Origin of the sequence: Pseudomonas sp. KCJK8993 (assembly GCF_046230915.1) — a bacterium.
GTDB classification, from domain to species: domain Bacteria; phylum Pseudomonadota; class Gammaproteobacteria; order Pseudomonadales; family Pseudomonadaceae; genus Aquipseudomonas; species Aquipseudomonas piscis.
On the sequence record NZ_JBJJLO010000021.1, the window covers coordinates 38017 to 60072 of the forward strand.

Sequence of the window (22056 nt, forward strand, 5' to 3'; positions counted from 1 at the left end):
CCGCGGTAGTCAGGGGCTAAGGTTATCGTTTCCGGCGTCCTGCGCACACCAGCCACAGGCGAAGGGCCGGCCTATTTTTTCTGCCCTCCGCGCCGGGTCCAGGACCCAGGCGCGCGACTGCCATGGCGGCTGGTGGCGCAGGTGCTGGGTGTGGCCGCACGACAGTTCGACCACCCAGTGGCCGTCCTCGTCCTGGTGGAAACCGCAGATTGTCGGGGGGCGCTGCCTATTCCGTTTGTCCGGGTTCCGTTCGCTTTCGCGCGATTGCTTCGCTAAACTTGGACGTTCTTCATTCTTATGCAAAAGGTCTCGCCCCATGCTGATCGCCGCCAATAAGGCTGTCTCCATCGACTATACCCTCACCAACGACGCTGGTGAGGTCATCGACAGCTCTGCCGGCGGCGCCCCGCTGGTCTACCTGCACGGCGCAGGGAACATCATCCCAGGCCTGGAAAAGGCCCTGGAAGGCAAGCAGATCGGTGACGAGCTGAAGGTTGCCGTGGAACCTGAAGATGCCTACGGCGAATACGCCGCCGAGCTGGTCAGCACCCTGAGCCGCAGCATGTTCGAAGGCGTCGACGAACTGGAAGTGGGCATGCAGTTCCACGCTTCCGCTCCCGATGGCCAGATGCAGATCGTCACCATTCGCGATCTGGACGGCGACGACGTGACCGTCGACGGCAACCACCCACTGGCTGGCCAGCGCCTGAACTTCCAGGTCAAGGTCGTTGCCATCCGTGATGCCAGCCAGGAAGAAGTCGCCCATGGTCACGTCCATGGCGAAGGTGGCCATCACCACTGAGTTTCTGCGCTAAGCTCAGGATTACTCGAAAGGCGCCCGCGGGCGCCTTTTTAGTCCGCGGCTTTTGGCTGTACTGTCGAGAGGCTGTCTTCTGCAAGAACACGGGAATTTGGAGTTCGTCATGAGTGCTTTTCACGACCTTAAACTGAAAGCCCTGGATGGTCAGGAACTGCCGCTCGCGCCCTTCAAGGGGCAAGTCGTGCTGGTGGTCAACGTCGCTTCCAAATGTGGCTTGACGCCACAATACGCGGCTCTGGAAAACCTCTACCAGCAATACAAGGCCCGGGGCTTCAACGTGCTGGGCCTGCCCTGCAACCAGTTCGCCGGGCAGGAGCCCGGGACCGAGCAACAGATCCAGGAATTCTGCAGCCTCAACTATGGGGTGACGTTCCCCCTGAGCGGCAAGCTGGAGGTCAACGGCCCGGAGCGGCACCAGCTCTACCGCCTGCTGGCGGGCGAAGGGGCGGAGTTTCCCGGCGATATCACCTGGAACTTCGAGAAATTCCTGGTGGGCAAGGATGGCCGGGTGCTGGCGCGTTTCTCTCCGCGCACCGCCCCCGATGACCCCGCCGTGGTCCAGGCCATCGAGAAAGCCCTGAGCTGACTCCGCGCGCCGGGTGCATGCCCGGCATGGCGCGCCACCCTACGCCGCTGCATAGCGGCGTTTTTGCCTCCCGATCACTCGAATCAATAATGCTGTGCAGTCCCCTGGGGGATGAATATTATCCTCATCATAAGTGCGCCGGGAGCGATGCCCGGCGCTGCCTTGTGCGTCGATCCTCGACTCCAGTCCTTTTCTGTCGGAGTGCAGCATGCCTGTCCAAGCCTTGTTCAAACCCTTCCAGCTGGGTGCGTTGGAATTGCCGACCCGCGTGGTGATGGCCCCGATGACCCGCTCGTTCTCGCCGGGCGGCGTGCCCAATTCCAAGGTCATCGAGTACTACCGCCGGCGTGCCGCGGCAGGGGTCGGCCTGATCATCACCGAAGGCACCACCATCGGGCACCAGGCATCCAACGGCTACCCCAATGTGCCGCAGTTCCACGGCGAGGCGGCACTGGCAGGCTGGAAGAAGGTGGTGGACGCGGTCCACGCCGAGGGCGGCAAGATCGTCCCGCAGCTGTGGCATGTGGGCAACGTGCGGCGCCTGGGCACCGAGCCGGACGCCAGCGTGCCGGGCTACGGTCCGTGCGAGAAGCTCAAGGACGGCCAGGTGGTGGTGCATGGCATGACCCACCAGGATATCCAGGAGGTGATCGCTGCGTTCGCCCAGGCCGCCAAGGATGCCCAGAGCATCGGCATGGACGGCGTGGAGATCCATGGCGCCCACGGTTACCTGGTGGACCAGTTCTTCTGGGAAGGCAGCAACCAGCGCACCGACGAGTACGGTGGCGACCTGGCCCAGCGCTCGCGTTTTGCCATCGAGTTGATCCAGGCCGTGCGGGCTGCCGTCGGCCCGGACTTCCCGATCATCCTGCGCTTCTCCCAGTGGAAGCAGCAGGACTATGCGGCCCGCCTGGTAGAGACCCCAGAGGCCCTGGAAGCCTTTCTCAAGCCGCTGGTGGATGCCGGCGTGGATATCTTCCACTGCTCCACCCGACGTTTCTGGGAGCCTGAGTTCGAAGGCTCCGAACTGAACCTGGCGGGCTGGACCCGCAAGCTCACCGGCAAGCCCACCATCACCGTGGGCAGCGTTGGCCTGGATGGCGAGTTCCTGCAGTTCATGGTCAAGACCGACAAGGTGGCGCAACCGGCCAGCCTGGAGAACCTGCTGCAACGCCTGGATAACGACGAGTTCGACCTGGTGGCCGTGGGCCGCGCACTGCTGGTGGATCCGGACTGGGCGCGGAAGGTCCGGGAGGGGCGTGAGCAGGACATCCTGCCGTTCAGCCGTGATGCGCTGACCACCCTGGTCTAACCAGCGGCTCCGGGTGGCGAGGGGGGCAGCCCCCTGGCCACGCCCAGGGCCTCGGTCCTGTCCCGGGCCTGGCACGTCGCTCCGCTCACGCCATGCCCGCCCGCCGCCGGCGCCTCCTGGCAGGCGCTGCGCAACTGCTCCTCGAACTGTTCGATCACCGTTGCCCAGCCTTGGCGGCTGGCGTGCTGGCGGGCGTTGAGGCGCACCCGGCGCAGGGTCTCGGTTTCTTCCAGCAGCCAGCTGGCGGCATCGCAGAAGGCATTCTCGTCACCGGGCATCGCCAGCACGCCGTTGTAGCCGTGACGGATGTGCTGTGCCGCCGCGGCCTGGTCGTAGGCCACTACCGCCAAGCCTGAAGCCAGGGCCTCGAGTACCACGTTGCCGAAAGTCTCGGTCAGGCTGGGAAACAGGAACAGGTCGCCGCAGGCATAGTGTGCCGCCAGCGCCTCGCCTCGCTGGCTACCGCAGAACAACGCATCGGGCAGGCTTTTCTCCAGGGCCGCCCGCTGTGGGCCATCGCCCACCACGATCAGTTTCATCCTCTGCTGTGGATAACTCGCTTGCAGGCGCTCGAAGCAACGCTTGAGCAGGCCAAGGTTCTTCTCCGGCGCCAGGCGCCCGACATGGATCACCGCCAGGTCGTCGTTATCCAACCCCCAACTGGCCCGCAGTTCAGCGACCCGCTTGGCCGGGTGAAACAACTGGCTGTCGACCCCGCGGGAGAGCAGCGCCAGGCGCTCGAAGTGGCGGCGCTCCAGTTCCAGGCACTGGCTGGCACTGGGCACCAGGGTCAGCTTCGAGCGGTTGTGGAACCAGCGCAGGTAGTGGGTCAGCAAGCGCGTCAGCAAGCCCAGGCCGTACTGGCTGGAGTACTGCTGGAAATTGGTGTGGAAACCGCTGACCACCGAGATCCCCAGGCGCTTGGCCGCCCGCAGTGCGGACAAGCCAAGGGGCCCTTCGGTGGCGATGTACAGCACATCCGGACGCTGGCGTTTCCAGCGGCGTAGCAGCTTGTGCATCGATGACTGGCCCCATTGCAGCCCCGGATACCCCGGCAGTGGCCAACCTCGGCACAGCAGCAGGGCTTCGTCGCTGCTCCGGCTCTGATCGCAGCCTTGGCGCGGACGCACCAGTTCCACCTGGTGCCCACGGGCCCGCAGGCCATCGCACAGGCGGCCAAGGGTATTGGCCACGCCGTTGATTTCCGGCGGGAAGGTCTCGGTGATGAGGGTGATATGCAGGGCTGGGCTCATGACCCCAGTGTCGGCTGGGGCCATGTCGTCATTGTGACCTTGGGATGATGGATTTATGACGGCCCGGCACTGGCTTCGAGCGCAGTGCTTGCAGGCTGGCCCCTGGGCGATGTCGTGCAGGAGCCGGAACAGGGACGGACAGGTTCAGCGCTGTTGGCCCGGCAAGTTATCCACACCGCGCTCGCGGACCCAGAACAGCGTCGCCCCGGCCACGGCGGCGGGCATCATCAGGATGTTGACGAAGGGAATCATCAGCGCCAGGTAGACGATGCCGCCGAAGCCCAGGCTCTGCCAGCGCTTCTGGCGCAACCAGGCGAGCATGTCCTGCCAGCTCATCTTGTGGTTGTCCGCCGGGTAGTCGATGTACTGGATGGCCATCATCCAGATGCCGAACAACAGCCACAGCGGCGCCGCCACCAGGTTGACCACCGGGATCAGCGAGAGGATGAACAAGCCGATGGCCCGGGGCAGGAAGTAGCCCAGCTTGCGCATCTCCCGGGACAGGGTGCGGGGGATCATCGCCAGCAGTTCGCCCCAGCTGAAGGGGGGGAAATCATCGGTGCCGCGGACCACGGTCTCGACCTTTTCCGCGAGGAAGCCGTTGAACGGGGCGGCGATGATATTGGCCAGCATGGTGAAGCTGAAGAACACCATCAGCACCACCAGCACCACGAACAGCGGCCACAGGATGTAGCTGAGAAAGCTCAGCCATTGCGGCAGGGTCGGCATCAGGGAATCGACCCAGAGGCTGAACTGATGACCGGCGAAATAGATCAATCCGACGAACAGCACCAGGTTGACCAGCAGCGGCAAGAGCACGAACAGGCGCAGGCCGGGGGTGAGGATCAACTTGAGGCCCTCGCGCAGGTATTGCGGGCCGGACAAGACAGGGGCGGGCATAGAAGGCTCCGAGCAGAGGGAAAACGCGCCGACCTTACCGGCTTTGCACAAGGGGCGAAAGTGCGGCGCATACGGCGACATCAAGGGTAACAAAGACCTCTTCATACTGGTCTTCAGAGGATAGAGACCGCCTATGAGCTGGATTGTTAAACCGTATTTCCTTAATCTTCGCCCCCTCTATACGCTGCACCCATTATTTTTGGACGGACGAGTTTTAGCCTTCCCCAAGGTTTCGCCGTCCTTTTTTATTCCAGCCGGCAAGCCGGCGTTCCGCGCCAGGGCAGCCGGGCCGGTCGATAGGAGTGAGTCATGTCTGATGTACGTCATTCGCGTGTGATTATTCTCGGTTCCGGCCCTGCCGGTTACAGCGCCGCGGTCTATGCCGCCCGCGCCAACCTGAAGCCACTGCTGATCACCGGCATGCAGGCCGGCGGCCAGCTGACCACCACCACCGAAGTCGACAACTGGCCGGGCGACGTGCACGGCCTGACCGGTCCGGCGCTGATGGAGCGGATGCGCGAGCACGCCGAGCGCTTCGAAACCGAAATCGTCTTCGACCACATCAATGCCGTGGACTTCGCCGCCAAGCCCTACACCCTGACCGGTGACAGCGGCACCTACACCTGCGACGCCCTGATCATCGCCACCGGCGCCAGCGCTCGCTACCTGGGCCTGCCATCGGAAGAGGCGTTCATGGGCAAGGGCGTTTCCGCCTGCGCCACCTGCGACGGTTTCTTCTACCGCAACAAGCCAGTGGCCGTGGTCGGTGGTGGCAACACCGCTGTCGAGGAAGCCCTGTACCTGGCCAACATCGCCAGCAAGGTCACCCTGATCCACCGTCGCGATACCTTCCGCGCCGAGAAGATCCTGATCGACAAGCTCCACGCCCGGGTTGCCGAAGGCAAGATCGAGCTCAAGCTCAACGCGACCCTGGACGAAGTGCTGGGCGACGACATGGGCGTCACCGGTGCCCGCCTGAAGAACAACGATGGCAGCTTCGACGAGCTGAAAGTCGACGGCGTGTTCATCGCCATCGGCCACACTCCGAACACGTCGCTGTTCGAAGGCCAGCTGGCGCTCAAGGACGGTTACCTGGTCGTGCAGGGCGGTCGTGAAGGCAATGCCACCGCCACCAGCGTCGAGGGCATCTTCGCCGCCGGCGACGTGGCCGACCACGTCTACCGCCAGGCCATCACCTCGGCCGGCGCCGGTTGCATGGCGGCCCTGGACACCGAGCGTTATCTGGACGGCCTGCAGAACGCTTCGTTCTGATCGCCCTGAAATGAAGAAACCGGCGCAAGCCGGTTTTTTCATGCCTCATGGAAAGCATCGCGCAACTGCCGCAGGCCCGGCAGTGCGTGGCAGCGGGATCAGGCCTTGCGCACCAGCGGCTGGGCGTTGAACTTCACTCCGGCCAGGCCGTGGGCGATCAGGGCGCGGATGTTGCCATGGTCGCTACCTTGCGGGGTGGCCAGCACCGAACGGTAATGCTCGCCGAAGGCCAACAACGCTTCGGCGTCGCTCAGGCCTTCCAGCAGGGCCAGGCCCAGGGTCTTGCACGAGCCTTCGTTCTGCCCGGCGGCGTTCTCCACGCCACCGTTGTTGAACGCCTGGGGCTGGTAGTCATAACCGGCGGCGATGAACGCCAGGGTGTCGGCAAAGGCGTGTTCGCCGCTGTTGAGGCTGGCGCGCAGGGTGTTCAGGTCAGTCATGGGGTTTTCCTTTGGCGAACGCCGCTTGCTGCTCGGCGCTGGCTTCTTTCTGATAGAGATTCTTCCACTCGGCGTAGGGCATGCCATACACCACTTCACGGGCGTCATCGAGGCTGACCTCGATCTGGCGCTGGTCGGCTTCGGCCTTGTACCACTTGGACAGGCAGTTGCGGCAGAACCCGGCCAGGTTCATCAGGTCGATGTTCTGCACGTCCTTGCGGTTGTCCAGATGGGCCACCAGACGGCGAAAGGCCGCCGCTTCCAGTTCCAGGCGTTGTTGTTCGGTCATGGGATTCTCCGAGGGGGGACAAGCTCCTGGGGGGATATGGAGCTTGTCGCTTGAGGCGGTGGTCAGGCTGGGTCGCGACTTGCCGCTAACGTGATGGATACCGATTCGGCAAAGCGCAGGGCGTGGGGTTTGTCCACTTCTACTTCGGCGTACTGCACCGAGGCGTTGCTCATCACCAGGTCCAGCAGTTCCTGGGTCAGGCGCTCCAGCAGGGCGAAGCGGTTGCCCTCGACGTGGGCGATGATGGCCTTGGTGATGGTGCGATAGTTCAGCGCGTGATCGATGTCGTTGTCGCGCACCGCATCTTGTGCGGGATACAGGATGGTCAGGTTGATCAGGACATCCTGCTTGTTGAGGATCTCTTCCTCGTTGATTCCGATGTAGGTCCGCAGGAGCAGGTCCTTGACTCGGATACGAGCCATTCCTGGCTGAAGTTGTGGCATTTACTTGCTCCGTCCAATCAATTGCAGGAATTCCTGGCGAGTGGTGCTCGATTCGCGAAAGGCGCCGAGCATCACCGAGGTATGCATGGTGGAATTCTGTTTCTCGACCCCGCGCATCATCATGCACATGTGCTTGGCTTCGACCACCACGGCGACGCCGGCGGCCTGGGTCACGCTCTGCACTGCATCGGCGATCTGCCGGGTGAGATTTTCCTGGATCTGCAGGCGCCTGGCGAACATGTCGACGATCCGCGCGATCTTCGACAGCCCCAGCACCTTGCCGGTGGGAATATAAGCCACATGGGCCTTGCCGATGAAGGGCAGCAGGTGATGTTCGCACAGGGAGTACAACTCGATGTCGGCGACGATCACCATCTCGTCGTTCTCGGAGGCGAACAGCGCGCCGTTGACGACGTCCTCCAGCGACTGCTCGTAGCCATGACACAGGTATTGCATGGCCTTGGCGGCACGCTTGGGCGTATCGAGCAGGCCCTCGCGCTCGGGGTCTTCGCCGAGACCCTTGAGGATCTCGCGGTAGTGCTGGGGCAGGGAAAGGCTCATGCAAGGTCCTCGCGGGGCCGGTCTATTTGACGTGCCGCCCGCCGTTGACGGTCAGGGTGGTGCCGGTGACATAGGGGTTGTCCAGCAGGTAACGCAGGCTCTGGTAGATCACTTGCGCGCCGGGCTCGATGCCCAGGGCGGATTTGGCCAGGGTCTTGGCGCGGTACGCCGCGTCGTCGTCGGGATTGAACAATAGCAGGGCCGGTGCGATGCCGTTGACCTTGATTGCCGGGGCGTACTTGGCGGCGAAAGACAGGGTCAGGCTGTCCAGGCCGGCCTTGCTGGCACAGTAGGCGATGTGCTTGGCGCTGCCCTTGCGGGTCACGTCGTCGCTGATGTGGATGATGTCCGCCGGGCTGGAGTGTTGTAGCAACTCGGCGCAATGCAGGTTGATCAGGTAGGGCGCCAGCATGTGCACGCCGAACATGTGGGTGAAGGCCTCGGTTTCCTGGCCCGGGCGTTCCTCGAGCCACTGCGAGGCATTGTGGATGATCGCCCGCAGGCAGTCGGTGCGGGCCTTGAGCTCAGTGATCAGGGCCATGATCCCGGCCTCGCTGGAGAGGTCGGCGAACAGCAGGGTCGCGCCCTTCTCGCGCAGGGTTTCGAGCCCTGGGCGCAGGCTGCGGTACGTGACGATCAGCGGATGTCCGTCCTCCAGCAGGCGCAGGGCGCAATGCAGGCCGACACGCTGGCTGGCGCCGGTGATCAGGATCGGGGCAGTGGAGGCGTTCATGGTGGGCTCGCGTCGCGGATAGAGCCGAACTATACCAGCGGCGGTGCTGCGCCGTGGGGCGGATCGCGGGAGGGCCGGTGCCGACACAGGCGGTGTGGCACCGGCCGGCGCCAGGTTTTTACGGGTTCTGCGTCGAGGGGGCCGCCGGCAGTGGGCGGGCCGGGGCGGCGTTGAGCCAGTTGGCCAGCAGCCTTGTGGACAGCGGGATGAAGAAATAGACCATCAGCGGGGTCAGGGCCAGGGTGCTGACGAATACCCGCGCCAGCATGCCCAGGTCGTTGAGCAGCGGCCCGAGGACGAAGTTGAACAGCAGCGAGACCGGAAAGAACGCCAACCAGATCGCCACGGCCTGTTTCCAGCGCGGTGGGCGTTGTCCGGCGGCGCCGAACCAGCCATCGATGCCCCTGACCCGGTGCTCCGAAGGATGGGCGAACAGGTCGCTACCCCGGGCCAGCCAGGCGGTGCGCGAGGCGGAGTGTTCCCAGGTGTGCAGGGTCTGTTCGTCGACGAACCGGAAGATGATCTGGAATTCATCGTCGCCGGGCGGAGGGGCCAGGACGCCGGAGCCCAGGTAGCCGGGAAAGTCGGTGGCCAGTTGCTCGCCTTCGCGCAGCCAGGCGATCAGGTCCTGGTAGCGACCGTCGGCAACGCGCCGGGCCACCATCAGGGTGACGGGTGAGGTAGACATCATGTATCTCCGTAAAACCAATACGCTGCCTGGGTAAGGCAGTCGTTGACGGGGCACCGGGGTGTCGGGCCGCACCTTGGACAAGCAAGGATTATTCCTGATTGGCACGGTTGTACCAATGACAGCGGTCGGATAGTCCTGCCCTTGAAGCCCCGGCACCCGGGGAGAGTAGAATGTCGGTCATTTTGTCCATCGGTGTTCTCTCCCTCAGATGCCCGCCACCACTGCACCTTCCGCTACCCACCAGGCTCCGGACGCCCTCGCGCGGGACGAGCTGTTCCCGATCCGCGAGGTTTCCCGCCTGACCGGCATCAATCCCGTGACCCTGCGGGCCTGGGAGCGACGCTACGGTCTGATCCAGCCGACGCGCACCGAAAGTGGGCACAGGTTGTATTCCATGCACGATGTTGAGGCGGTGCGCGAGATCCTCGGCTGGATCGAGCGCGGCGTGGCGGTGAGCAAGGTCGGGCGGATCATGGCCAAGAACCGCGCCGTCCAGGCTCAGCTCAAGGCTTCGGCGGACGATGGCCAGCAGGATGAATATGCCCAATGGCGCGATCAGTTGAAGCTGGCGGTCAATACCTTCGATGAAGAGCAGTTGGAGCGGATCTACGGCCAGGTGTTCTCCAGCTATGCCCTGCCGGTGGTGTTCCAGGACATCTTCCTGCCGTTCTGGAAGCAGCTGCAGCAGCGTAATGCCTTCGGCCACACCAGCGAATGGCTGTTCCTGGATGCCTTCCTGCGTTCGCGAATCAGCCAGCGCCTGTTGTTGCAACGCACAGGCTCGTCGCAGCTATTGCTCACTGCGTTCAACCAGCAATGCCGCGAACTGGAGCTGCTGGTGGCGGCGCTGCTGCTGGGGCATGACCAGCTCGGCGTGCGGGTGCTGGGGCCGGGAGTGCCGCTGGAGGAATTGACCCTGGTCTGTGAAAAGCTCAAGCCCCAGGCCCTGGTGGTGTTCTCCAACCATGCGCCGACGGCTGAGCTGCCCAAGCGCCTCCAGCGCCTGGCGCTGACCCTGGATTGCCCACTGATGCTGGCCGGGGATGCCGCTGACCTGGCCCAGGACAGCCTGGCCGAGTCGCCAGTGGTCTGCCTGGGTGGGGAGGGGCGGTTGATGCAGCAGCGCCTGCGGCAATTCCTCGGCGGGCACCTGGATACCTGACGCCGCGCGCGCGGATGCCTCAGGCGTGCAGGGCAGGGTGGGAATGGCGGTGCTGCTGGAGGATGAACTGGCGCAGGCGCTCGGTTTCCTCGGCATCGTCCTGCTCCAGGCGATAGGCGTAAAAGCCGGCCTCGGTCTCGCGCTCGAAATGTCCGCGCAGGGCGATCCGCTCGTATCCCGAGGGGCTGAACCACTGGGCGAACTGCCTGGGCGGTCGGGTCTTGTTGCGGACCTCCAGCAGCACCCCCTTGAACGACACTTCCCGCACCCACAGGCGCCCGGGCTGCCCCTTGGCATTCTCCAGGGCCACCGGTTCATCCAGGGCCAGGCGCCATGGCCGCACCATGGGGCCGTCCTCGAAGATGCTCGGTACTCCCAGGCGCAGGTGCAAGGCGTGGAATTCGTCTTCCACCAGGTGCAGCGGGAAGGTCATCTGCTGATTGTCGAAATGCGCCTGGATAGTGACCTTCTCGTTGGCCGCCAGGCGGGTCAGCAAATCACGGATCTGCGAGCCGCCGTTGACCAGCAGGCTGGATGTGGTGTCGCGCACATTGAGGTGCGGGTTGTGCTGGATGCTCCGGATGAAGTCCAGTTCATCCTGAGTGAGAAGGGCGTCGCGCTGCATGATGTTGCTCGGAAGGTGAAAGACAAGTCAGCGGGGGTACCCCTACGACCACTAAACCTGCGACTTATTAGGGCCGTTGGTCGCCTTGAGGGCAGCCAGCTCAGCCCGGGCCTCGGCCAGTTGCTGCTCCACCTGCGAGAGGCGCTGCTGGGCCTTGACCTGTTCGGTGACGTCCTTTTGCACCCCGATGAAATAGTGCAACCGATCGCTCTCGTTGAATACCGGGGTGATCGACAGCTCGTTCCAGAAATGGCTGCCGTCCTTGCGATAGTTGCGCAGCACCTCGCGGCATGGCCGACCCTTCTTCAGGGCCTGGCGGACCGCCTGCAAGCCCGGCTGGTCCCGATCGCCCGATTGCAGGAAACGGCAGTCCTGGTACAGCACTTCATCGGCGCTGTAGCCGGTCAGCCGCTCGAAGGCCGGGTTCACATAGATCAGTATGGTGTCCTCGCCTTCCTGCTCGGCGACCACAATCCCGTCGTTGGAGGCGTTGATCATCCGTTGCAGCAAGTGGGCGTTTATCATCCCGCAGTTCCGTCTTCGATCAGCAAGGGCTGGATTCTAAGGCATGCTGGCATGGTGTCTACAGCTGCTTTGCAGCCTGCGGACGAGCGAAGACGGGATTTTACTCCGTAGCTGTTAATATCCCAGGCTTTTAGTCAGCTTCAGGATCAGATTGATGAAAGTCGCCATCCTTTCCGGCACGGTGTACGGCACGGCTGAAGAAGTCGCCCGGCATGCCGCCAAGCTCCTCGACGCCGCGGGCTTCGAGGCCTGGCACAACCCCCGCGCGACCCTGGCCGATGTCCAGGCGTTCGCGCCAGAGGCATTCCTGGCAGTGACCTCGACCACCGGCATGGGCGAGTTGCCGGACAGCCTGCTGCCGCTGTATTCGAGCATTCGCGATCAACTGCCGGCCGCCTGGCGCGGTTTGCCCGGGGCAGTGATCGGCCTGGGCGACTCCAGCTATGGCGATACCTTTTGCGGTGGCGGCGAGCAGATGCGCGAGCTGTTCGCCGAACTGGGCGTACGCGAGGTGCTGCCGATGCTGCGCCTGGACGCCAGCGAGACCGTGACCCCGGAAACCGACGCCGAGCCCTGGCTGGCGGAGCTGGTCAGCGCACTGCGGGGCTGACCGGCTGTTCCCGTAGCAGCGCCAGCCAGGCCTGCGCCGCCTTGGACAAGTAGGCCCCTTCGCGCCAGATGAAGGCAATGTCCCAGCGCAGGGACTCCGGGGCCTTCAGGGTCAGGCGCACCACGCCCGGGCGGACCAGGGCCCGGGCCACCACGCTGGGCAGCAGCACCACGCCCTGGCCCGCCGCCACCAGCGCCGCGAGGAAGTCCGCCTGGCCGCTGCGCCCACCTTCCCTGGGAGTGAACCCCAGCTGCTGGCAGGCCTGGAGCAGGCGGTCGTTGAGCACGAAGCTGCGCTGGTACAGCAGGAACGGGGTGTCGGCCAGTTCTTCCAGGCGCACCTTGGCATTCATCGCCAGCGGATGATCGGCGGGCAGCAGGGCATCCAGCGGTTCGTCGCAGAACGGCTGGTAGGCGAAGGCCGGGTCCTTGGGCGTCAGGCTGCCGCCCAGTTCCAGTTCGCCGCTGCGTACCGCCTGCTCGACATTCAGGCTGCCACCTTCGAGCAAATGCACCTGGATATTCGGATAGCGTCGCCGGTACTCGGCGAAGCGGCTGGCGAACAGCGTATCGCTGCCCAGCATCGGCAGGCCCAGGCGCAACTCGCCGCGGGTCATGTGGCTCAGGTCGTCCAGTTCGCTGAGCAGCTCATTGCGCAGGCGCAGCATGCCCTCGGCCCGTTGCAGCACCACGTTGCCAGCGGCGGTCAGGTGGATGTGCGAGCCCTGGCGCTCCAGCAGCGGCGTGCCCAGGCTCTGTTCCAGCTGGGCGACCTGCTTGCTCACCGCCGACTGGCTGATATGCAGGGTCTTGGCGGCCTGGGTGAAGCCGCCCTGGTGGATCACTTCGACGAAGCTGCGCAGTTGCTTGAAATCCATGGTGGGAATTCCAGTTTGGAATGGCTTCCAGTCTAACAATTCGCTTCGGTGATGAAGGGGCTTTTCATAAAATGGCCTCCCAGAGGACCGAACCACCATGAACATTTCCCCCTTGAAACGCTTAGGCCGCCTGCTGTGCGAGCTGGCGGTGCTGCTGGCCATCTATTTTCTCGGCTGCCAACTGGCTACCTGGCTGCCCTGGCCGATTCCCGGCGGGGTCATCGGCCTGGCCATGTTGTTGCTGGCCTTCGCCCTGGGCTGGGTCAAGCCGGCAGCCCTGCAACTGGGCGCTGGCCTCTTGATGGCGGAGATGCTGCTGTTCTTCATCCCGGCGCTGATGAGCCTGCTGGACTACGGCGGCCTGCTACGCCAGGACGGCTGGCGGATCCTGCTGGTGATCGGCGTCAGCACCTTGCTGGTGATGCTGGTGACCGCGCTGACCGTGGAGCTGGTGTGCCGCTGGAGGATGCGCCATGAAGCTTGAGGCGATGCCGATGTTCTGGCTGGCGCTGACCTTCGGCGCCTATCTGTTCAGCCGCTGGATCTACCGGCGCACCGGGCGCTACCTGTTGTCGCCGCTGATCCTGGTGCCGACGCTGCTGCTGGCGGTCGCGGTGCCGTTGCACACCGCCTACGCCGAGTATGCCGCCAATACCCACTGGCTGATGCTGGTGCTGGGCCCGGTGACCGTGGCCTTCGCCATTCCCATCTGGCAGCAGCGCCAGTTGCTGATGCGCCATTGGTCGGCATTGCTGCTGGGCATGCTGGCCGGTAGCGCGGCCTCCATCGGTAGTTCTTTCGGCCTGGCCCGGCTCCTGGCCCTGGACAGCTCGGTGACCCTGTCGCTGGTGCCTCGCTCGATCACCACTCCGTTCGCCATGCCCCTGGCCCATGACCTGGGCGGCGTGCCCGAGCTGACGGCGGTATTCGTGATGTTCACCGGGGTCTTCGGCGCCATGCTCGGCGGCGTGCTGTTACGTTGGCTGCCCCTGCGCAGCGCCCTGGCCCGGGGCGCGCTGTTCGGGGTCGGCGCCCATGGCGCCGGGGTCAGCCGGGCCCACGAAGTCGGTGGCGAGGAGGGCTCGGTAGCGGGACTGGTGATGGTGCTCACCGGGCTGTTGAACCTGTTCGCCGCGCCTTTGCTGGCGTCGTTGCTTTGAGGTGAAGGCGCCGTGGCGCGGCTCGGTCGCCGGCTGACCCGTTCGGTCATCAAGCTGGCTGCCAAGGCGACTCCGTGGTGCACCAGGGGTGTCTAGACTGCGAGGGTCCTCCTTCCAATAAAAGCCAACATGAGGTCCCTGCCGTGAGCCTAGCCCCCGTTCCATCCACTGCGAGTGTCAAGGACCAGGTCAGCGCCCTGGAATGGCAAACCCGCCAGGACCTGGCCGCCTGTTATCGCCTGGTGGCGATGCATGGCTGGGATGACCTGATCTTCACCCACATCTCGGCCAAGGTGCCGGGCACCGACGAGTTCCTGATCAACCCGTTCGGCCTGATGTTCCACGAGATCACCGCGTCCAGCCTGGTGAAGGTCGACCAGGCCGGCAACAAGCTGATGGACAGTCCCTACGAGATCAACCCGGCGGGCTACACCATCCACAGCGCGGTCCATGCGGTGCGCCACGATGTGCTCTGCGTGCTGCACACCCATACCGCGGCGGGCGTGGCGGTGTCGGCGCAGCAGCAGGGCGTGTTGCCCATCAGCCAGCAGTCGCTGTTCGTCCTCGCCAGCCTCGGCTACCACCCCTACGAGGGCGTGGCCCTGAACCCCGAGGAGAAAGTCCGGCTGCAGGCCGACCTGGGCGACAACAATTTCCTGATGTTGCACAACCACGGCCTGCTGACCTGTGGTGCGAGCATCGCTGACACTTTCCTGATGATGTTCATCTTCCAGCGTGCCTGTGAAATCCAGGTGCTGGCGCAGAACGGAGGTGCCGAGCTGATCGCCATTCCCGCGTCGGTGCTCAGTGGAGCCAAGGCGATGATCGCCGGGGTCACCCGCAGTGCCCAGGGCATGGGCGGGGTGTTGGCCTGGCCGGCCCTGCTGCGCAAGCTCGAGCAACTCGACCCGGGGTACAAAGCCTGATGCCTCTCGCCGAGATTCCCCTGAGTGTCTGGCGTACCCAGGGGCAGGACTTGCAGTTCCGCGGCCAGGCCGTTCGCTACTGGGTGGCCGGGCAGGGCGCGCCGCTGTTGCTGATCCATGGTTTTCCCACCGCCAGCTGGGACTGGCACTACCTGTGGCAACCCCTGGCGCGGCGCTACCAGGTGATCGCCTGCGACATGCTCGGCTTCGGTGATTCGGCCAAGCCCCTGGAGCACGACTACAGCCTGCTGGAGCAGGCGGACCTGCAGCAGGCGTTGTTGGCACACCTGGGGATCGAGGGACCGCTGCACGTGCTGGCCCATGACTATGGCGACAGCGTCGCCCAGGAACTGCTGGCCCGGCATTACGAGGAACGCATCGGGATCGCCAGTTGCGTGTTCCTCAATGGCGGCCTGTTCCCGGAAACCCATCGCCCGGTGCTGAGCCAGAAACTGCTGCTCAGCCCATTGGGCTGGATGCTCGGGCGGATGTTCAGTCGCGAGGGCCTGGCCAGGAACCTGCAGCAGGTGTTCGGGCCGCAGAGCCAGCCCAGCGAAACCGTGCTGGACGACTTCTGGAGCCTGGTGCAGAGCCACCAGGGACCGCGCATCCTGCACAAGTTGATCGGCTATATCCCGCAGCGGCGCCAGCAGCGCGAGCGCTGGGTCGCGGCCATGCAGCAGGGCGAGGTGCCGCTGCGGGTGATCGATGGCGCCCAGGACCCGATCTCCGGGGCGCACATGGTCGAGCGCTATCGCCAGTTGATCCCCCGGCCGGACACGGTGCTGCTGCCGGACATCGGCCATTACCCGCAGATCGAGGCGCCGCGGGCGGTGCTCAAGCACTACCTGGCCTTTCGCGATGCACTACAGGCTCCGGTCAGCCGCGCCGTGGGCTCCTGAACCTTGCGGGGCGCAGCCTCGCTGCGGCCCCGGCTCGACTATCCCGCTGTCTTATCGCGCACCATTCAGCGGCGGCCCTGTTCGTTGTAGGCCCTGGCCGGCTGCCCGACACTCGGGTTCTTGTCCATTGGCCCTGCTGGAGTTCGGTATGAGTGAGTCTGTGCGCTTGGAAGACAAAGTGGTGATCATCACCGGGGCCGGTGGTGGCCTGGGACGGGCCCACGCCTTGTTGTTCGCCCGCCACGGCGCCAAGGTGCTGGTCAATGACCTGGGCGGCTCGGCCCAGGGCGAGGGCGCCAGTGCCTCGGCGGCCGACCGGGTGGTGGCGCAAATCCGCGAGGCGGGTGGCATCGCCGAGGCCAACCACGACTCGGTCACCGACGGCGAGAAGATCGTGCAGAACGCCCTGGATGTCTTCGGCCGGGTCGACGTGGTGGTCAACAACGCCGGGATCCTGCGCGACAAGACCTTCCACAAGATGGACGACACCGACTGGGACCTGGTGTACCAGGTGCACGTCGAGGGGGCCTACAAGGTCACCCGCGCCGCCTGGCCGCACCTGCGCGAGCAGGCTTATGGGCGGGTGATCTTCACCGCCTCCACTTCGGGCATCTATGGCAACTTCGGCCAGTCCAACTACGGCATGGCCAAGCTGGGCCTGTATGGCCTGACCCGGACCCTGGCGCTGGAAGGACGCAAGAGCAATATCCTGGTCAACGCCATTGCCCCCACCGGCGGCACGCGGATGACCGAGGGCCTGATCCCGCCCCAGGTGTTCGAGCAGCTCAAGCCGGAACTGGTCAGCCCGCTGGTGGTGTACCTGGGCAGCGAGCAGTGCCAGGAAACCTCCGGCTTGTTCGAGGTCGGTGGCGGCTGGATCGGCAAGGTGCGCTGGGAGCGCAGCCTGGGCGCCGGCTTCGACCCGCGCCAGGGCTTCACGCCGCAAGACGTGGCGGCCCACTGGCAAGAGATCTGCGACTTCGAGGGCGCGGTCCATCCCAAGGACAACCTCGAGGCCCTCAAGGAGATGATGCAGAACCTGCAAAAATACGCGATCTGATTGCCTCCGGCCGCCGCTTCGAGCGCCTTCTCCCGGGCCATGCCTGGGCCCTGGAGCGGCGGCCGCCGCTACCCTTCACGGGCGTCCTGCCCGGTCATGTTCCCAGGCATAAAAAAGGCCGCTGCAAGGGCAGCGGCCGAAGTAAGACGTTAGATCAAGGAGCTACAAAATCAACGTCAGTGAACCTGGGTGGGCGGCTTGAGTCGAGTCGCTTCAAGCCTGCCGGAATCGGTTGCCGAGAAGTCCTGCACAGCACTTGTCTCGGTGGTGGAGCCAGGCTGTCTGCCGTGACTGCGAAAGAAGAATAAGCCCTGGCCGACCCCGGAAAAATAGCGATTCAGGACAAGGACTGTTACAGACAGAGCAATAGTCGGGGCTGTCGCCAAGTGCGCATCGAAGCTGCTTGCCAGGTGCCAGCCTAGCCATGCAGAAGCCGGCGGGTGGCCTGGGCGGCGGGGCCCAGGCAATGAGCCAGGTGGGGCGCGCGTTTATTCGGCCAGGGGCTGATAACCCATGCGCCAGCTCACCGCACGACAGGCCGCCAGCAGGCGTTGCGCCGCCGGGCCGTTTTCGTCGGCATGGAACATCGAGGCCGGCCCGACCACCGTCAGCACCGCGGCGATCTTGCCGGTGGCATCGAACACCGGCGCCGACAGGGCGTCGACCCCGGGCATCAGCAGCCCATGGATATGGTGCAGGCCGCGCTGGCGGATCTGTTCGGCCAGGGCATCGTGGGCCTGTGTCTCGGCCAGGGCGTGGGAACTGGCCTCGGCCAATTCCTGCTGGCGCAGGTCGAGGGTTTCCCGCTGCGGCAGGTAGGCGTTGAACACCAGCCCGGTGGACGAACTGAGCAGCGGCAGCACCGAGCCCAACTGGGTGACCACGGTCATCGCCCGCACCGCGGGCTCGATGTGCACCACGGTGGCGCCCTGGTTGCCCCACACCGCGAGGAAGCAGGTTTCGTTCAAGTCATCGCGCAGCTCGGCCAGGGGCAGGGCGGCGACTCGCAGCACATCCATGCTGCCCAGGGCCGCCAGGCCCACCCGCAAGGCTTCGCGGCCCAGGCCGTAGTGGTTGGTGGCGGTGTTCTGCTCGGCGAAGCCGCTGGCGATCAGCGCTTGCAGATAGCGATGGACCTTGCTCGCAGGCATTTGCACATGCTCGGCCAGGCGCGAGAGGGACGTGGACGGCGAGAGTTCGGCCAGGGCCTTGAGGATGTCGGTGCCGACCTCGGCCGAGCGGACTTTCTGTTTACCGTTGCTGTCGCTGGTGCTGCGCGGCTTTTCCATGGAGATGTAGGGGTCCCGTGACAAGTGGCGGTCTTTATAGCTTGACGCTCCTGGGCAATCAAATTACGTTATGCGTAATTGGATTACGACAAAAATAACCCAGGCGTGCCGATAACTCTTGCGAAGGAGTGGTGGGCCCCTGCCTATTCCAACTTCCAGGAGGCTCCATGAACCTCGATTCTTCGGCGTCCGCCCTCAGCTACCAATCCGGCTTCGGTAACGAGTTTTCCAGCGAAGCCCTGCCCGGCGCACTGCCGGTCGGCCAGAACTCCCCGCAGAAAGCCCCCTACGGCCTGTACGCCGAACTGTTCTCCGGCACGGCCTTCACCATGGCCCGCAGCGAAGCCCGGCGCACCTGGATGTACCGCATCCAGCCTTCGGCCAAGCATCCGTCCTTCACCCGTCTCGAACGCCAATTGGCGGGCGGTGACCTGGGCGAAGTGACGCCTAACCGCCTGCGTTGGAGCCCGTTGTCGATCCCCGCGCAGCCGACGGATTTCATCGATGGCCTGGTGGCCATGGTGGCCAACTCGCCGGCGCAGAAACCGGCCGGCATCAGCGTCTACCACTACCGCGCCAACCGCTCCATGGAGCGAGTGTTCTTCAACGCCGACGGCGAGTTGCTGCTGGTGCCCGAGCTGGGCCGCTTGCGCATCGTCACCGAACTGGGCGTGCTGGCGCTCGAACCGCTGGAGATCGCCGTGCTGCCGCGCGGCCTGAAGTTCCGCGTCGAGCTGCTGGACCCGCAAGCCCGTGGCTATATCGCCGAAAACCATGGCGCGCCGCTGCGCCTGCCCGACCTGGGGCCTATCGGCAGCAACGGCCTGGCCAACCCCCGGGACTTCCTGGCCCCGGTGGCCCATTACGAAGACCTGCGCCAGCCCACCGCCCTGGTCCAGAAATACCTGGGCGAACTCTGGGGCTGCGAGCTGGATCACTCGCCGCTGGACGTGGTGGCCTGGCACGGCAACAACGTGCCGTACAAATATGACCTGCGCCGCTTCAACACCATCGGCACCGTCAGTTTCGACCATCCGGACCCGTCGATCTTCACCGTCCTGACCTCGCCCACCAGCGTGCCGGGCATGGCCAACCTGGACTTCGTGATCTTCCCGCCGCGCTGGATGGTGGCCGAGAACACCTTCCGTCCGCCCTGGTTCCACCGCAACCTGATGAACGAGTTCATGGGCCTGATCCAGGGGGCCTACGACGCCAAGGCCGAAGGCTTCCTGCCCGGCGGCGCCTCGCTGCACAGCTGTATGAGTGCCCACGGCCCGGATGGCGAGACCTGCACCAAGGCGATCAACGTCGAGTTGCAGCCAGCCAAGATCGACAACACCATGGCCTTCATGTTCGAGACCAGCCAGGTGCTGCGCCCGAGCCGCTTCGCCCTGGAATGCGCCGAACTGCAGAGCGACTACGATGCTTGCTGGGCTTCGCTGCCCGTCACCTTCAACCCGAATCGGAGATAACCCATGACCTTGTCCACCATCACCCGTAGCTGGGTCGAGTCTGCCAACGGTCACCCCGACTTCCCGTTGCAGAACCTGCCCCTGGGCGTCTTCAGCATCCAGGGCTCGGCACCTCGCAGCGGCGTGGCCATCGGCGAGCAGATCCTGGACCTCGAGGCCGCGCTGGATGCCGGCCTGTTCGAAGGCCCGGCCAAGGCCGCGGTGGAGGCTACCCGTGGTGGCCAGTTGAACGCCTTCTTCCAGCTCGGTCGCCCGGCCCGCGTGGCCCTGCGCGAGCGCCTGCTGGAACTGCTGGCCGAAGGCAGCAGCCTGCAAGGCAAGATCCAGGCCCAGGGGGCGAAGCTGCTGCCCCTGGCCGCCGATTGCCAGATGCATGTGCCGGCCAGGATCAACGACTACACCGACTTCTACGTGGGCATCGAGCACGCGCAGAACGTCGGCAAGCTGTTCCGCCCCGATAACCCCTTGCTGCCCAACTACAAGTACGTGCCGATCGGCTACCACGGCCGGGCCTCGACCATCCGCGCCTCCGGTGCCGACGTGCGCCGGCCCAAGGGCCAGACCCTGCCGGCCGGGCAGAGCGAGCCGACCTTCGGTCCTTGCGCGCGCCTGGACTACGAGCTCGAACTGGGGATCTGGATCGGCCAGGGCAACGAGCTGGGCGAGCCGATCGCCATTGGCGACGCCGCCGAGCACATCGCCGGTTTCTGCCTGCTCAACGACTGGTCGGCGCGGGATATCCAGGCCTGGGAATACCAGCCGCTGGGGCCGTTCCTGTCCAAGAGCTTCCTCACCAGCATCTCGCCCTGGGTGGTGACCGCCGAGGCCCTGGAACCCTTCCGCAAGGCCCAGCCGGCACGCCCCGAAGGCGACCCGCAACCACTGCCGTACCTGCTGGACAAGCATGACCAGGCCGCAGGCGGCTTCGACATCGAACTGGAAGTGCTGCTGCTGACCCGGACCATGCGCGAGCAGGGCTTGCCAGCCCATCGCCTGACCCTGAGCAACAGCCAGTACATGTACTGGACCGTGGCGCAGATGGTGGCGCACCACAGCGTCAACGGTTGCCAGTTGCAGGCCGGCGACCTGTTCGGTTCGGGCACCTTGTCCGGCCCGCAGAGCGGCCAGTTCGGCAGCCTGCTGGAGATCACCGAGGGCGGCAAGAAACCGGTCGAGCTGGCCACCGGCGAAGTGCGCAAGTTCCTCGAGGACGGCGACGAGATCATCCTGCGCGGGCGTTGCCGCCGCGAAGGCTTCGCCTCCATCGGCTTCGGCGAATGCCGGGGTATCGTCCAGCCAGCCCGCTAGCAGGCCGTTGAAAAACGTAGGCGAGGCAGCCAGCGCAAGGCAAAAACAGGCGAAAAAGCGCAGTTTACGGTGGTAAATGAGCATTTTGAGTCTGTTTTTAACGCAGCGATGACAACGCAGGTAGATTTTCAACGGCCCGCTAAGGGGAGTGCAGCATGGAGCTTTATACCTATTACCGTTCCACCGCGTCCTACCGGGTGCGGATCGCCCTGGGCCTCAAGGGCCTGGACTACCAGGCCATCCCGGTCAACCTGCTGGTACCCAAGGGCGGGGCCAACCGCCTGCCCGAGTACCTGGAGATCAACCCCCAGGGCCGGGTTCCGGCCCTGCGTACCGACGAGGGCGACCTGCTGATCCAGTCGCTGGCGATCATCGAGTACCTGGAGGAGCGTTATCCACAGGCGCCGCTGCTGCCCGAGGACCTGGTCGGCCGTGCCCGCGCCCGGGCAGTGGCGTCCATCATCGGTTGCGACGTGCATCCCTTGCACAACTCCAGCACGCAGAACCTGCTGCGTGAGTGGGGGCATGAAGAGGCGCAGTTGCTGGTGTGGATCGACCACTGGATCAGCCAGGGCCTGGCAGCCCTGGAACAACTGATCGGCGATGAAGGCTTCTGCTTCGGCGAGCAGCCGGGACTGGCCGATGTGTTCCTGATCCCGCAGCTGTACGCCGCCGAGCGCTTCAAGGTGTCGTTGGAAGCCTACCCGCGGATTCGCCGGGTGGCCGCGCTGGCCGCCGAGCATCCGGCGTTCCAGGCCGCGCACCCGGCCAACCAGCCCGACACCCCGGCCTGACCCTGGGCGCCCTGGTCCAGGGCGCACCCGGCCCCTGCAGCCGCTG

At 65.0% G+C, this 22056-nt stretch carries 27 protein-coding genes; 14 read left to right on the forward strand and 13 right to left on the reverse strand.

Translation table 11 applies throughout. The features are described 5' to 3' along the window. Positions 1-9 precede the first annotated feature (9 nt). Positions 10-348 (reverse strand): DUF3565 domain-containing protein, encoded by a 339-nt coding sequence (locus ACK6AU_RS09750; protein WP_185699154.1) that lies wholly within the window; start codon positions 346-348, stop codon positions 10-12. On the opposite strand from ACK6AU_RS09750, the gene ACK6AU_RS09755 reads away from it, so the two are divergent. From ACK6AU_RS09755 to ACK6AU_RS09765, 3 genes are all read left to right on the forward strand, one after another. Next, positions 317-802, forward strand: coding sequence for a peptidylprolyl isomerase (locus tag ACK6AU_RS09755; RefSeq protein WP_185699155.1), 486 nt, complete (start codon positions 317-319; stop codon positions 800-802). The two genes, ACK6AU_RS09750 and ACK6AU_RS09755, sit on opposite strands and share 32 nt — an antisense overlap. Positions 803-923: 121 nt before the next feature. Beyond that, a complete protein-coding gene (locus tag ACK6AU_RS09760) occupies positions 924-1406 on the forward strand; it encodes a glutathione peroxidase (RefSeq protein ID WP_185699156.1) in 483 nt (160 codons plus the stop codon). A gap of 208 nt (positions 1407-1614) precedes the next feature. Beyond that, positions 1615-2718 carry an NADH:flavin oxidoreductase gene (locus tag ACK6AU_RS09765; RefSeq protein WP_185699157.1) on the forward strand — a complete coding sequence of 368 codons (1104 nt, stop codon included), beginning with the start codon at positions 1615-1617 and terminating at the stop codon, positions 2716-2718. Here the strand turns inward: ACK6AU_RS09765 and ACK6AU_RS09770 are convergent. Continuing rightward, positions 2715-3995, reverse strand: a complete 1281-nt coding sequence (locus ACK6AU_RS09770; protein WP_409299058.1) for a glycosyltransferase family 4 protein — start codon at positions 3993-3995, stop codon at positions 2715-2717. The genes ACK6AU_RS09765 and ACK6AU_RS09770 overlap by 4 nt on opposite strands. A gap of 120 nt (positions 3996-4115) precedes the next feature. Further along, positions 4116-4871: a sulfate transporter CysZ gene (gene cysZ / locus ACK6AU_RS09775; RefSeq protein ID WP_185699159.1), complete on the reverse strand. Its 756-nt coding sequence runs from the start codon at positions 4869-4871 to the stop codon at positions 4116-4118. Positions 4872-5180: 309 nt separating this feature from the next. On the opposite strand from cysZ, the gene trxB reads away from it, so the two are divergent. Beyond that, entirely contained in the window at positions 5181-6143 is a 963-nt protein-coding gene (trxB, locus tag ACK6AU_RS09780) for a thioredoxin-disulfide reductase (RefSeq protein WP_185699160.1), read from the forward strand. A 98-nt stretch (positions 6144-6241) separates the two neighbouring features. Here trxB and ACK6AU_RS09785 read toward each other — a convergent pair whose 3' ends face one another. The 6 genes from ACK6AU_RS09785 to ACK6AU_RS09810 form a co-directional block, all read right to left on the reverse strand. Continuing rightward, positions 6242-6583 carry a HopJ type III effector protein gene (locus tag ACK6AU_RS09785; RefSeq protein WP_185699161.1) on the reverse strand — a complete coding sequence of 114 codons (342 nt, stop codon included), beginning with the start codon at positions 6581-6583 and terminating at the stop codon, positions 6242-6244. Continuing rightward, positions 6576-6872, reverse strand: coding sequence for a DUF1244 domain-containing protein (locus ACK6AU_RS09790; protein WP_022642353.1), 297 nt, complete (start codon positions 6870-6872; stop codon positions 6576-6578). The genes ACK6AU_RS09785 and ACK6AU_RS09790 overlap by 8 nt, the downstream gene beginning before the upstream one ends. A 62-nt stretch (positions 6873-6934) precedes the next feature. Further along, positions 6935-7315: a dihydroneopterin triphosphate 2'-epimerase gene (gene folX, locus ACK6AU_RS09795; RefSeq protein ID WP_031320912.1), complete on the reverse strand. Its 381-nt coding sequence runs from the start codon at positions 7313-7315 to the stop codon at positions 6935-6937. Then, a complete protein-coding gene (folE, locus tag ACK6AU_RS09800; RefSeq protein WP_185699162.1) occupies positions 7316-7876 on the reverse strand; it encodes a GTP cyclohydrolase I FolE in 561 nt (186 codons plus the stop codon). It lies immediately after the preceding gene. 22 nt (positions 7877-7898) lie between these two features. Beyond that, a complete protein-coding gene (gene folM / locus ACK6AU_RS09805) occupies positions 7899-8609 on the reverse strand; it encodes a dihydromonapterin reductase (protein ID WP_185699163.1) in 711 nt (236 codons plus the stop codon). Positions 8610-8727: 118 nt separating this feature from the next. Beyond that, positions 8728-9297, reverse strand: coding sequence for an antibiotic biosynthesis monooxygenase (locus ACK6AU_RS09810; protein ID WP_185699164.1), 570 nt, complete (start codon positions 9295-9297; stop codon positions 8728-8730). 211 nt (positions 9298-9508) lie between these two features. Between ACK6AU_RS09810 and ACK6AU_RS09815 the strand changes: the two genes are divergently transcribed. Beyond that, complete coding sequence (locus ACK6AU_RS09815; RefSeq protein ID WP_185699165.1) at positions 9509-10462, forward strand: MerR family transcriptional regulator; 954 nt, start codon at positions 9509-9511, stop codon at positions 10460-10462. 19 nt (positions 10463-10481) lie between these two features. On the opposite strand, the gene ACK6AU_RS09820 is transcribed toward ACK6AU_RS09815, so the two are convergent. Both ACK6AU_RS09820 and ACK6AU_RS09825 read right to left on the reverse strand, forming a co-directional pair. Then, on the reverse strand, positions 10482-11087 hold the full coding sequence (locus tag ACK6AU_RS09820; RefSeq protein ID WP_185699166.1) for a hypothetical protein: 606 nt from the start codon (positions 11085-11087) through the stop codon (positions 10482-10484). Positions 11088-11138: 51 nt separating this feature from the next. Continuing rightward, positions 11139-11612, reverse strand: a complete 474-nt coding sequence (locus ACK6AU_RS09825; protein ID WP_409299063.1) for a PAS domain-containing protein — start codon at positions 11610-11612, stop codon at positions 11139-11141. A gap of 154 nt (positions 11613-11766) precedes the next feature. On the opposite strand from ACK6AU_RS09825, the gene ACK6AU_RS09830 reads away from it, so the two are divergent. Further along, positions 11767-12222: a flavodoxin gene (locus tag ACK6AU_RS09830; protein ID WP_185699168.1), complete on the forward strand. Its 456-nt coding sequence runs from the start codon at positions 11767-11769 to the stop codon at positions 12220-12222. Here ACK6AU_RS09830 and ACK6AU_RS09835 read toward each other — a convergent pair. Beyond that, entirely contained in the window at positions 12203-13099 is an 897-nt protein-coding gene (locus ACK6AU_RS09835) for a LysR family transcriptional regulator (RefSeq protein WP_185699169.1), read from the reverse strand. The two genes, ACK6AU_RS09830 and ACK6AU_RS09835, sit on opposite strands and share 20 nt — an antisense overlap. Positions 13100-13196: 97 nt before the next feature. Between ACK6AU_RS09835 and ACK6AU_RS09840 the strand changes: the two genes are divergently transcribed. The 5 genes from ACK6AU_RS09840 (at position 13197) to ACK6AU_RS09860 (ending at position 17147) form a co-directional block, all read left to right on the forward strand. Then, complete coding sequence (locus tag ACK6AU_RS09840; protein ID WP_185699170.1) at positions 13197-13583, forward strand: CidA/LrgA family protein; 387 nt, start codon at positions 13197-13199, stop codon at positions 13581-13583. Then, entirely contained in the window at positions 13573-14259 is a 687-nt protein-coding gene (locus tag ACK6AU_RS09845; RefSeq protein ID WP_185699171.1) for an LrgB family protein, read from the forward strand. Before ACK6AU_RS09840 ends, ACK6AU_RS09845 begins: the two co-directional genes overlap by 11 nt. Positions 14260-14402: 143 nt before the next feature. After that, a complete protein-coding gene (locus ACK6AU_RS09850; protein ID WP_185699172.1) occupies positions 14403-15185 on the forward strand; it encodes a class II aldolase/adducin family protein in 783 nt (260 codons plus the stop codon). Beyond that, complete coding sequence (locus ACK6AU_RS09855) at positions 15185-16087, forward strand: alpha/beta fold hydrolase (protein WP_185699173.1); 903 nt, start codon at positions 15185-15187, stop codon at positions 16085-16087. The genes ACK6AU_RS09850 and ACK6AU_RS09855 overlap by 1 nt, the downstream gene beginning before the upstream one ends. Positions 16088-16235: 148 nt before the next feature. Beyond that, complete coding sequence (locus ACK6AU_RS09860) at positions 16236-17147, forward strand: SDR family oxidoreductase (protein ID WP_185699174.1); 912 nt, start codon at positions 16236-16238, stop codon at positions 17145-17147. A 488-nt stretch (positions 17148-17635) separates the two neighbouring features. On the opposite strand, the gene ACK6AU_RS09865 is transcribed toward ACK6AU_RS09860, so the two are convergent. After that, on the reverse strand, positions 17636-18436 hold the full coding sequence (locus tag ACK6AU_RS09865) for an IclR family transcriptional regulator (RefSeq protein ID WP_185699243.1): 801 nt from the start codon (positions 18434-18436) through the stop codon (positions 17636-17638). 167 nt (positions 18437-18603) lie between these two features. Between ACK6AU_RS09865 and hmgA the strand changes: the two genes are divergently transcribed. From hmgA to maiA, 3 genes are all read left to right on the forward strand, one after another. Next, on the forward strand, positions 18604-19908 hold the full coding sequence (gene hmgA / locus ACK6AU_RS09870; protein WP_185699175.1) for a homogentisate 1,2-dioxygenase: 1305 nt from the start codon (positions 18604-18606) through the stop codon (positions 19906-19908). A gap of 3 nt (positions 19909-19911) precedes the next feature. Beyond that, positions 19912-21216, forward strand: coding sequence for a fumarylacetoacetase (fahA, locus tag ACK6AU_RS09875; protein WP_185699176.1), 1305 nt, complete (start codon positions 19912-19914; stop codon positions 21214-21216). Between the two features lie 155 nt (positions 21217-21371). Beyond that, positions 21372-22010 (forward strand): maleylacetoacetate isomerase, encoded by a 639-nt coding sequence (gene maiA / locus ACK6AU_RS09880; RefSeq protein ID WP_185699177.1) that lies wholly within the window; start codon positions 21372-21374, stop codon positions 22008-22010. The last annotated feature ends 46 nt before the right edge of the window (positions 22011-22056 follow it).